The sequence below is a fragment of the Streptomyces sp. HSW2009 genome, from assembly GCF_040240285.1.
Taxonomy (GTDB): Bacteria; Actinomycetota; Actinomycetes; order Streptomycetales; family Streptomycetaceae; genus Streptomyces.
Map to the genome: position 1 here is coordinate 1 of NZ_JBEHZD010000319.1, position 9,146 is coordinate 9,146.

Sequence of the window (9,146 nt, forward strand, 5' to 3'; positions counted from 1 at the left end):
CACTCCCTGTGCCTCGGTGTCGGGCGCGCACGCCGCGACGGCCGGTGTGCCCGCCGTGTTCCGCTCGCCCGCCGTGGGGGGGGGCGGGGGGGGGGGGGCCCCCCCCCCCCGGGCCGGCCCCCCCGCCGGCCCCCCCCCGGGCGGGGGGCCCCCGGGGGGGGGGGGCCCCCCCCGGCCCCCCGGGCCCCGGGGGCGCAGGCACCTGCCGTACGGAACACGGGGCGCGGGACGGGGCACCGCGCGGGGAACGTCGCCGGAGGTACGGAGCGATCGTCGGGCCCCGCGCGCGGGGAGGAGCCGGCCGCGTCCGGCGTCGTACGCCCCGCAGGAACCGCCGGGCTTCGCGCGCGGGGTCACACCCTCCGCGTCGAATGCTCCGCGGGTGCCGACACCCGCCGGGCCCCGCGCGCAGGTACGCACCCCGCACATGGCTGCGGTCGCGGTCCCCCAAGGGTGCCAACCCTCGCGCGCGGGGACGCACCTCCACCGGCCTGGCCCGCACGTGGGGCTCCACGCGCCACCCTCGCGCGCGAGGACGCATCAACGGGGCACGGCACCCACCGCACACGGGGCCGCCTACGCGGCTACGGCGCTCCCCGCGCGCTCAACCCGCCGCGCAACGAAGCTGATCGGCAGCCGGACATCGCATGGCATTACCCCCATCCGCTGGTCAGACGCGGGGGCACGGGGTGGAGGCGTCGGGCGGGGGGCACGGGTAGGGGGACGTGGTCACCCCATGGCGGTCACGGCGACCGCCATCCGGCCGCTGTCGACGTCGAGGACGGTGCCGTGGATGAACTCGGCTTCGTCAGAGGACAGGTACAACGCCGCCGACGCGATCGCGTCCGGGTGGCCTGCCCGGCCGGCCGGGGTGCCGGCCATCAGGGGCTCCCCCGCGAATTCGGCGTCCGGCGCCAGGTCCGGCGGGCGGATGACGCCGGGCGAGACCGCGTTCACCCGAATCCCCAGCGGGGCGAACTCCGCCGACCAGGAGCGCGTCAAGGTCTCCAGCGCACCCTTGGTCGAGCTGTAGAGCGCACCGACCGGCAGCCCCATCCGGGCCACCCAGCTCCCCAGGTTGACGATCGTCCCGCCGCCGTTCTCGGCCATCGCCGGGACCACGGCCTGGGTGAGGAAGAACGGGGCCTTCACGTTGACCGCGTAGACGCGGTCGAAGGTCTCCTCGTCGGCGGTCAGGGTGGTGTTGGACGGATAGATGCCGGCGTTGTTCACCAGGACGTCGATCCGGCCGCCGAGTGCGTCGAGCGCTGCCCCGGCGAGTACGACGCTGGCTCGGGACGTGCCGTCCAGGTCGGCGCGTATGAAGTCGGCCCGGCCACCGGCGGCGCGGATGTCGGCCACCACCTCCTCGCCACGGGCCTCGGCGCGCCCCGAGACGATCACATGGGCGCCCTCGGCGGCGAACAGACGGGCGACGGAGCGCCCGATATTGCTGGTCGAACCAGTGATGAGAGCCGTCTTTCCGGCCAGTCGCTTGGTCATGGCACCGAACGTAGGACGCAGATTTTGGACCCACAAGTCCAAAGCGAGGGCGCCGCACAAGGCTTGTGGACCACGCGGTCCAGTGGGTTCTACGCTGCGCGCATGACGTTCACGGCGAAGGGGCTGGCCACCCGGCAGCGGATCATCGAGGGCGCGGCGACACACCTCCGGAGCGATGAGCCGGGCGAGGTCACGCTGGACGTCATCCGAGCCGCCACGCGGACCAGCAAGAGCCAGATCTTCCACTACTTTCCCGGCGGCAAGGAAGAACTCCTGCTCGCCGTGGCCCGCTTCGAATCCGACCGGGTGCTGGCCGATCAGCAACCTCATCTCGGCGCGCTGACCTCGTGGGACGCCTGGGAGCGGTGGCGCGGGGCGGTCATCGCCCGGTACCGCGCCCAGGGCGCACAGTGCCCCCTGGCCTCGCTGATGAGCCAGGTGAGCACCGTGCCCGGGGCCTCCGAGGTCACCACCACGCTGCTCCGGCAGTGGCAGGAACACCTCAGGCGCGGAATCGCCACCATGCAGGAACAGGGCGAGGTGAGCCGGCGCCTGGACGCCGACCGGACCGCCGCGGCGTTCGTCGCGGGCATCCAGGGCGGCGTCACCGTGCTCCGCTCGACCGGCGACACCACGCACCTCGAAGCGACCCTCGACCTCCTCATCGCCCACCTGCGCGCCAGCCAACGGGCTTACGCCGCCCCGGAATAGGACCACCCGGCGGGCAGACCACCCGGCGGGCAGACCGTGCCCGCCTCGTACGCCACGGAACACGCAACAACGCGCGCGAGGATGGCGACCCGCCCGGTGCTCCCCTGTCGCGGCTTCGTGCCGCGGGCGCGCGCCCCGCACCGCAGCCCCACGCCGCCGCCGCGCCCGCGGGTCTCGCCCCGTGTCAGCACCCCGCCCCACCACGCGCCGTACGGAGCACCACCGACCCGCAGGCCGCCCCGCACCGCACGCCCCGCACTCAAGACTCTGCTCCGTGCTCCGTGCTCCGTGCTCCGTGCTCCGTGCTCCGTGCCCCGTGCCCCGTGCTCCGTGCCCCGTGCCCCGTGCCCCGTGCCCCGTGCCCCGTGCCCCGTGCCCCGTGCCCCGTGCCCCCGGCGAGGATCAGCGCCACGTGCCGGCAAGGATGAGACTGGCTCCGCGCCCCGTAAGGCCCGCCCTGTGCACGCGCCGCCAACCGCGGCGGGTAGCGGAACCGACCCGCGCACGCGCCCCCCGCTCAGCCCTCCTGCGGCGCCGTGCGGGGCACGGCGATGGTGACCAGGAGGCCGTGTGGCTCGTGGGGGGCGTAGGTGATGGTGGCTCCGCCGGCGGACAGCAGGGCGCGGGTGATGGAGAGGCCGAGGCCGGAGCCCGAGACGTTCTGGTGGCGGTTGCTGCGCCAGAAGCGGTCGCCGACGCGTTCCAGTTCCTCCGCCGTGAGCCCGGGGCCGTCGTCCGCGACGGTGATCCGCACGGTCGCGCCGTCGGTCTGCACGTCGACGACGACCCGTTCGCCGTCCGGCGTGAACTTGAGGGCGTTGTCGATGACCGCGTCCAGGGCGCTGGAGAGCGCGATCGGGTCGGCCCACGCGCTCGCCCCGCTGGGGCCCGCGTAGTCGAGCGTCACGCCCGCGCGGTCGGCGACGGGGCGCCAGGCGCCGACCCGTTCCGCCGTCAGCTCGCCGATGTCGGTGAGACGGAGGTCGGCCGCGGCGTGTTCGGCCAGCGCCAGGTCGAGCAGGTCATCGAGGACCTGGGCGAGCCGCTTGCCCTCGGCGCGCACGGAGGCGATCTCCTCGTTGCCCTCGGGCAGTTCCAGGGCGAGCAGTTCGATGCGCAGCAGCAGCGCCGAGAGCGGGTTGCGGAGTTGGTGCGAGGCGTCGGCGACGAAGGCACGCTGCTGTTCGAGCACGTCCTCCACGTGGTCGGCCATCTCGTTGAACGAGCGGGCCAGCCGGCGCAGTTCGGGCGGCCCGCCGGAGGCCGCGACGCGCGAGGCCAGCCGCCCCGTAGCGATGTCGTGCGTGGCCGCGTCGAGTACCCGTACGGGGCGCAGCACCCAGCCCGTCAGCCGCTCCGCCGCCGCGACCGCGAGCAGCATCGCCGCCACCTCCCCGGCGGCGATCAGCGCCCAGCCGCGCCAGATGCGCGACCGCATCTGACCGGTGGGCGAGTTGGTGACCACCACCGCCACCACGTCGCCGTCCCGCACCACGGGCGACGCGACCGTGAGCCGGCCCCGTTGCCAGGGCCAGACCTGGTCCGGGTCGTGGCTGCGGCGCCCGGCCAGCGCCTCTTCGAAGGCCCGCTTGGACTCCCCCTCCGTCAGCAGGGCCCAGCCGCCCGGCGCCTCGCCCATGGGCTTGCGGTCCCGGTAGAAGACGCCGACCTTGATGCCGTACAGCTCGTGGTAGCGGCCCAACTCGACCTGGAGCGTGGCCTGTCGTTCGTCCCGAGCGCCGGCGCGCGCCTGGCGTGTACCCGGCCGGATCGTGACGTACTGCGCCAACGCGGCGAACCGGGCCGTATCGTCGATGCGGTCCACCACCACCCGCTGCTGCTCCGCCGCCGCCAGGCTCGCGCCGAGCGGAAAGCCGAGGGCCAGCAGCACGCCCGCCATCAGGACGATCAGCAGCGGGAGGAGTCGAGTGCGCACGGTGCTCCGGGTGAGGTCGGGTGCTCAGGCGGCCGGGGCGACGAGGCGGTAGCCGACGCCGCGCACCGTCTCGATCAGCGCGGGCATCCGCAGCTTGGAACGGAGCGAGGCCACGTGCACCTCCAGCGTACGGCCGGTCCCCTCCCAACTCGTCCGCCACACGTCGCTGATGATCTGTTCCCGGCGGAAGACCACGCCGGGCCGCTTGGCCAACAGCGCCAGCAGGTCGAACTCCTTGCGGGTGAGCGAGACGGTGCTGCCGTGCACCCGCACCTGCCGGGTGGACAGTTCGATGCTGACGGGGCCGAGGAGCAGCGGCCCCACGGGCTCGTCCGGGTGCTCCTCCACCGCCCCGTCGGCGGGTACGGTGCGCCGGCTGACGGCATGGATGCGGGCGAGCAGTTCCATCGGGTCGTACGGCTTGACCACGTAGTCGTCGGCGCCCAGGTTGAGGCCGTGTATCCGGGAGCGCACGTCGGCGCGCGCCGTCACCATGATCACGGGCGTGCTGGTGAGCTTGCGGATTCGGCCGCAGACCTCGAAGCCGTCCTGGTCGGGCAGGCCGAGGTCGAGCAGGATGACGCCGAACGGCTCGCTCTGCCCGGGCAGCAGCGCCCGCAACGCTTCCTCGCCGTTGCGGGCGTGGGTGACGAGGAAGCCGTGTCGGGCCAGCACCGCCGACAGCGCGGCGGCCACGTGGTTGTCGTCCTCCACCAACAGCAGCCTCATCGGCCCAGCCCTCCTCTGGTGGTTCCCGGTCGGATGCCCCGGCTCGGCCGCGGGCCTGACACGCGGCGCGTGCGCTCCCGCCGCGAGCCCGGTGGCGCGCCGGGCGCCGACGGCATCGCCGCCGCCCACCGCCGCCGCACCCCGTAGTGCACCGTTCCCTCGCTCCGCGCTACCGCGCCTGATCTGCACCGCACCTCGCTCCGTACGCTCCGCCTACCCGCGTACGGCTCCATCCGCTCCGTACGCGCCCCTCGTCGGGTACCTGCCGCCCCGTGCCCCGCCCCGTACCTGCCCCGTGCGGTCAGTTACGCGCGCGCCGGCGCGCGGCAGCTCCCCCGCGCCCGCGCCCCGCACTTCCACACGCGCCGCTGCGGGCCACTAGGCGCCGGGACAGCGACGACGAGCGGCCCGAGTGCGGCGGCACCAGGGCCGTCTCCGCTGCGGGCGCCCCCACGCCCCACCGTGTCTTCACCGCATCTTCCGCGGGCCGCGCACACCGCGGCCACACGGCATAAACGCCGATGCCGACGGGGCGCGTCAAGGGAATGTGGCCACCCAATTGTTTCCGTTACGTAGCCGGTATGGGCATCGCATTGTTTCCCGAGTCGTACGGCGATCATGCTCCGCGCCCCGTTCACGCAGAGTGTCGCTTTGCGGCCGGATCGTTATGCTCAATTTCAGCTCAGATGTAATGACGCTGGTCGTGACGGCTCATTAGGGTCCTCCCAACCGAGGAGGACGGAGCGAGACGCCGATGAGCGAAGTATCGGTGGCCAAGGACGCCGCAGCGGTGGCGGACGACCTGGTCGCGCTGACAGGAGTCAACAAACACTTCGGCGCGCTACACGTGCTCCAGGACATCGACCTGACCATCGCCCGTGGCGAAGTCGTCGTCGTCATCGGGCCGTCCGGGTCCGGAAAGTCCACACTGTGCCGCGCCATCAACCGGCTGGAGACCATCGACTCCGGCAGCATCACCATCGACGGAAAGCCGCTGCCGCAGGAGGGCAAGGATCTCGCCCGGCTGCGTTCGGACGTCGGCATGGTGTTCCAGTCGTTCAACCTCTTCGCCCACAAAACGGTGTTGGACAACGTGACGCTGGGCCAGGTCAAGGTCCGCAAGATCGAGCGGAAGGCCGCCGAGGCCAAGGCCCGGGAACTGCTCGACCGGGTCGGCGTCGGCGCCCAGGCCGAGAAGTACCCGGCCCAACTCTCCGGCGGGCAACAGCAGCGCGTGGCCATCGCCCGCGCGCTGGCCATGGGCCCCAAGGTGATGCTCTTCGACGAGCCGACCTCCGCGCTCGACCCGGAGATGATCAACGAGGTGCTCGAAGTCATGCAGCAGCTCGCCAGGGACGGCATGACGATGGTCGTCGTCACCCACGAGATGGGCTTCGCGCGCTCCGCCGCCAACCGCGTGGTCTTCATGGCCGACGGTCGCATCGTCGAGCAGGCGACGCCGGACCAGTTCTTCAGCAACCCCCGCAGCGACCGGGCCAAGGACTTCCTGTCGAAGATCCTTCACCACTGACCGCCCACCGCTCGACGACGTAAAGGATGTTCACCATGAAGCTCCGCAGGACCGCCGCGGCGGCGACCGTCGTTCTGGCCCTGGCCGTGACGGCGACGGCGTGTGGCAAGGAGGGCAGCCCGGACGACGACAAGAACGAGGGCCCCAAGCTCTCCTACAAGGTCAACTCCGCGGCGGACGTGAAGGACTCGCCGGTCTGGTCCAAGGTCAAGGGCGGCAAGATCAAGATCGGCACCAAGGCGGACCAGCCCGGACTCGGCTACGAGGACCCGGGCACGGAGAAGCGCTCCGGCTTCGACGTCGAGATCGCCCGGATGATCGCCGCCGACCTCGGCTTCGACGAGAAGCACATCGAGTGGAAGACGGTGCCGTCCGAGGCCCGCGAAACGCAGATCTCCAGCGGTGGCGTCGACTTCTACGTCGGTACGTACACGATCAACGACGAGCGGAAGAAGCAGGTCGACTTCGGCGGCCCGTACTACCTCGCCGGCCAGGACCTGCTGGTCAAGAAGGACAGCGACATCAAGGGTCCGGAGGACCTCAAGGGCAAGAAGGTCTGCTCCGCCGCCGGCTCCACGCCGCTCAAGCGGATCAAGGAGAAGAAGTACGGGGTCGCCAAGGCCAAGTCCCAGCAGGGCTACCAGTTGTGCGTGCAGGACCTGAACAACGGGCAGGTCGACGCGGTCACCACGGACGACTCGATCCTCAAGGGCTACGCGGCGCAGAACGACGGGCTGAAGGTGCTGGGCAAGCCGTTCTCCGAGGAGCCGTACGGCATCGGCCTCAAGAAGGGCGACAAGGCGCTGCGCGACGCGGTCAACGACGCGATCGAGGCGCACCAGAAGAACGGCGACTGGAAGAAGGCGTACGACGCCACCCTCGGCAAGTCCGGCCTCGCGGCGCCCACGCCGCCCCAGGTAGACCGCTACTGAGCCGCCGCCACGACGGCTGACGCCTGAGCGGCCGGGCGTCCGCGGCCGGCCCGGAACTCCACCGGTCCGCGCCGCCGCGGGCGCCCCAGGCCGCCGTGCTCATCCTCCGGAGACATGACTTGAACGTACTGACGGACAATTTCGCGGCGTTCCGCGACGGCTTCATCAAAACCGTCGAACTGACGGCCTTCAGCAGCCTGTTGGCCCTGGTGCTCGGCATCCTGATCGCGGCGTTCCGGGTGTCTCCGGTGCCCGCGCTGCGGGTCTTCGGCGTCCTGTGGGTGACGCTGCTGCGCAACACGCCCCTGGTGCTCCTGTTCCTCGTCGTCACCCTCGGCCTGCCCGCGCTCGGCCTCAAGGGCTGGGACTCCTTCTGGCTCGCGGTCATGGCGCTCGGCTGCTACACGTCGGCCTTCATCTGCGAGGCCGTGCGGTCGGGCATCAACACGGTGCCGGTCGGTCAGGCCGAGGCCGCCCGCAGCATCGGCCTGACCTTCTCGCAGACGCTGGCCCAGATCGTGCTTCCGCAGGCCGCCCGCACCGCGATACCGCCGGTCGGCAGCCTCATCATCGCCCTCACCAAGAACTCCGCCATCGCCTCCGGCTTCGACGTGATGGAACTCGGGGCGCTCCAGAAGCAGCTCAACGCCGATGCGGGCTACAACATCCTGGTGGTCTTCCTCTGGATCGCCGTCTGCTACCTGATCATCACGCTCACCCTCAGCGGCCTGTTCCGGCTGCTGGAGAACCGGTTGGCGGTGGCTCGATGAGCGCCAGTGTCCTCTACGACGTCCCGGGCCCCAAGGCCCGCCGGCGCAACCGTCTCTACAGCGCCGTCTCCGCGCTGGCGTTCCTCGGCCTGATCGGCTTCATCATCTACCGGCTGGACGACACGGGGCAGTTCCAGGCCGGCCTGTGGGACGACTACCAGTACGCGAACACCCAGGACCGCATCGTCGAGGGCCTGCTGACGACCCTGAAGACGTTCGCCCTGGCCGCTGTGCTCTCGCTGGTCCTCGGTGTGGCACTGGCCGCCGGGCGGCTCTCCGACCACCGGTGGGTGCGGTGGCCGACGGCGGTGGTCGTGGAGTTCTTCCGCGCCATGCCGCTGCTGATCATGATCTTCCTGCTGTACTACGCCTACTTCGACACCGAGCCCATGTGGGCGCTGGTCATCGGGCTCGCGCTGTACAACGGGTCGGTGCAGTCGGAGATCTTCCGCGCGGGCATCAACGCCGTCCCCAAGGGGCAGGGCGAGGCCGCGTACGCGATCGGCCTGCGCAAGACGCAGGTCATGACGAGCGTCCTGGTACCGCAGGCCGTGCGCTCCATGCTGCCGTCCATCATCAGCCAACTCGTGGTCACGCTGAAGGACACCTCGCTCGGCTTCATCATCCTCTACGAGGAGTTGCTGTACGTCGGCAAGGCGTTCGCGGAGCGGACCCCGCCGGAGAACGGCGTCTACGCCTTCATCCCGATGGTCATCGTCTTCGGCTCGATCTACATCCTGCTCTGCCTGGCACTGTCCTCGCTGGCCACCTGGATCGAACGGAGCACCCAGCGCAGCCGCAAGCGCTCCGCGGCACCGGCGCGCGGGGCCGCCGCCACGGCGCAGGCGACGGCAGCACCCGGCACCGACAGCACGCCGGGCGACGCCTCGCCCCCCGAGCCCCCGAAGGCCGACTGACCCACCATCGGGCCACGCCCACCGGCCCCTGCCCTGTACCCCCGTGGGGGCGGGGGGGGGGGGGGGGGGGGCGGGGGGGGGGGGGGGGGGGGGGGGGGGGGGGGGGGGGGGGGGGGG

Annotated in this window: 8 protein-coding genes; 5 read left to right on the forward strand and 3 right to left on the reverse strand. The window is 71.8% G+C overall.

Annotation, left to right across the window (positions count from 1 at the left end):
• Positions 1-729: 729 nt before the first annotated feature.
• Positions 730-1,503, reverse strand: coding sequence for an SDR family NAD(P)-dependent oxidoreductase (locus AAHZ94_RS21810; RefSeq protein ID WP_349994665.1), 774 nt, complete (start codon positions 1,501-1,503; stop codon positions 730-732).
• A gap of 102 nt (positions 1,504-1,605) precedes the next feature.
• Here AAHZ94_RS21810 and AAHZ94_RS21815 point away from each other — a divergent pair, with 102 nt between their 5' ends.
• Positions 1,606-2,214: a TetR/AcrR family transcriptional regulator gene (locus AAHZ94_RS21815; RefSeq protein WP_349994666.1), complete on the forward strand. Its 609-nt coding sequence runs from the start codon at positions 1,606-1,608 to the stop codon at positions 2,212-2,214.
• Between the two features lie 517 nt (positions 2,215-2,731).
• Here AAHZ94_RS21815 and AAHZ94_RS21820 read toward each other — a convergent pair.
• Both AAHZ94_RS21820 and AAHZ94_RS21825 read right to left on the reverse strand, forming a co-directional pair.
• Positions 2,732-4,150 (reverse strand): sensor histidine kinase, encoded by a 1,419-nt coding sequence (locus AAHZ94_RS21820; protein ID WP_349994667.1) that lies wholly within the window; start codon positions 4,148-4,150, stop codon positions 2,732-2,734.
• Between the two features lie 24 nt (positions 4,151-4,174).
• Positions 4,175-4,879: a response regulator transcription factor gene (locus AAHZ94_RS21825; protein ID WP_349994668.1), complete on the reverse strand. Its 705-nt coding sequence runs from the start codon at positions 4,877-4,879 to the stop codon at positions 4,175-4,177.
• 754 nt (positions 4,880-5,633) lie between these two features.
• Between AAHZ94_RS21825 and AAHZ94_RS21830 the strand changes: the two genes are divergently transcribed.
• From AAHZ94_RS21830 to AAHZ94_RS21845, 4 genes are all read left to right on the forward strand, one after another.
• Positions 5,634-6,410, forward strand: coding sequence for an amino acid ABC transporter ATP-binding protein (locus tag AAHZ94_RS21830; protein ID WP_349994669.1), 777 nt, complete (start codon positions 5,634-5,636; stop codon positions 6,408-6,410).
• A 35-nt stretch (positions 6,411-6,445) separates the two neighbouring features.
• The gene (locus tag AAHZ94_RS21835) at positions 6,446-7,342 is read left to right on the forward strand and encodes a glutamate ABC transporter substrate-binding protein (protein ID WP_349994670.1); all 897 of its coding nucleotides are present in this window, start codon (positions 6,446-6,448) and stop codon (positions 7,340-7,342) included.
• Between the two features lie 119 nt (positions 7,343-7,461).
• Positions 7,462-8,112, forward strand: a complete 651-nt coding sequence (locus AAHZ94_RS21840) for an amino acid ABC transporter permease (RefSeq protein ID WP_349994671.1) — start codon at positions 7,462-7,464, stop codon at positions 8,110-8,112.
• Positions 8,109-9,029 (forward strand): amino acid ABC transporter permease, encoded by a 921-nt coding sequence (locus AAHZ94_RS21845; RefSeq protein WP_349994672.1) that lies wholly within the window; start codon positions 8,109-8,111, stop codon positions 9,027-9,029. Before AAHZ94_RS21840 ends, AAHZ94_RS21845 begins: the two co-directional genes overlap by 4 nt.
• Positions 9,030-9,146: the final 117 nt, after the last annotated feature.

Coding starts and splice junctions, on each gene's coding strand:
- AAHZ94_RS21810 (WP_349994665.1), bottom strand. CDS start 1,503: ATGACCAAGCGACTGGCCGGAAAGACGGCTCTCATCACTGGTTCGACC.
- AAHZ94_RS21815 (WP_349994666.1), top strand. CDS start 1,606: ATGACGTTCACGGCGAAGGGGCTGGCCACCCGGCAGCGGATCATCGAG.
- AAHZ94_RS21825 (WP_349994668.1), bottom strand. CDS start 4,879: ATGAGGCTGCTGTTGGTGGAGGACGACAACCACGTGGCCGCCGCGCTG.
- AAHZ94_RS21830 (WP_349994669.1), top strand. CDS start 5,634: ATGAGCGAAGTATCGGTGGCCAAGGACGCCGCAGCGGTGGCGGACGAC.
- AAHZ94_RS21835 (WP_349994670.1), top strand. CDS start 6,446: ATGAAGCTCCGCAGGACCGCCGCGGCGGCGACCGTCGTTCTGGCCCTG.
- AAHZ94_RS21845 (WP_349994672.1), top strand. CDS start 8,109: ATGAGCGCCAGTGTCCTCTACGACGTCCCGGGCCCCAAGGCCCGCCGG.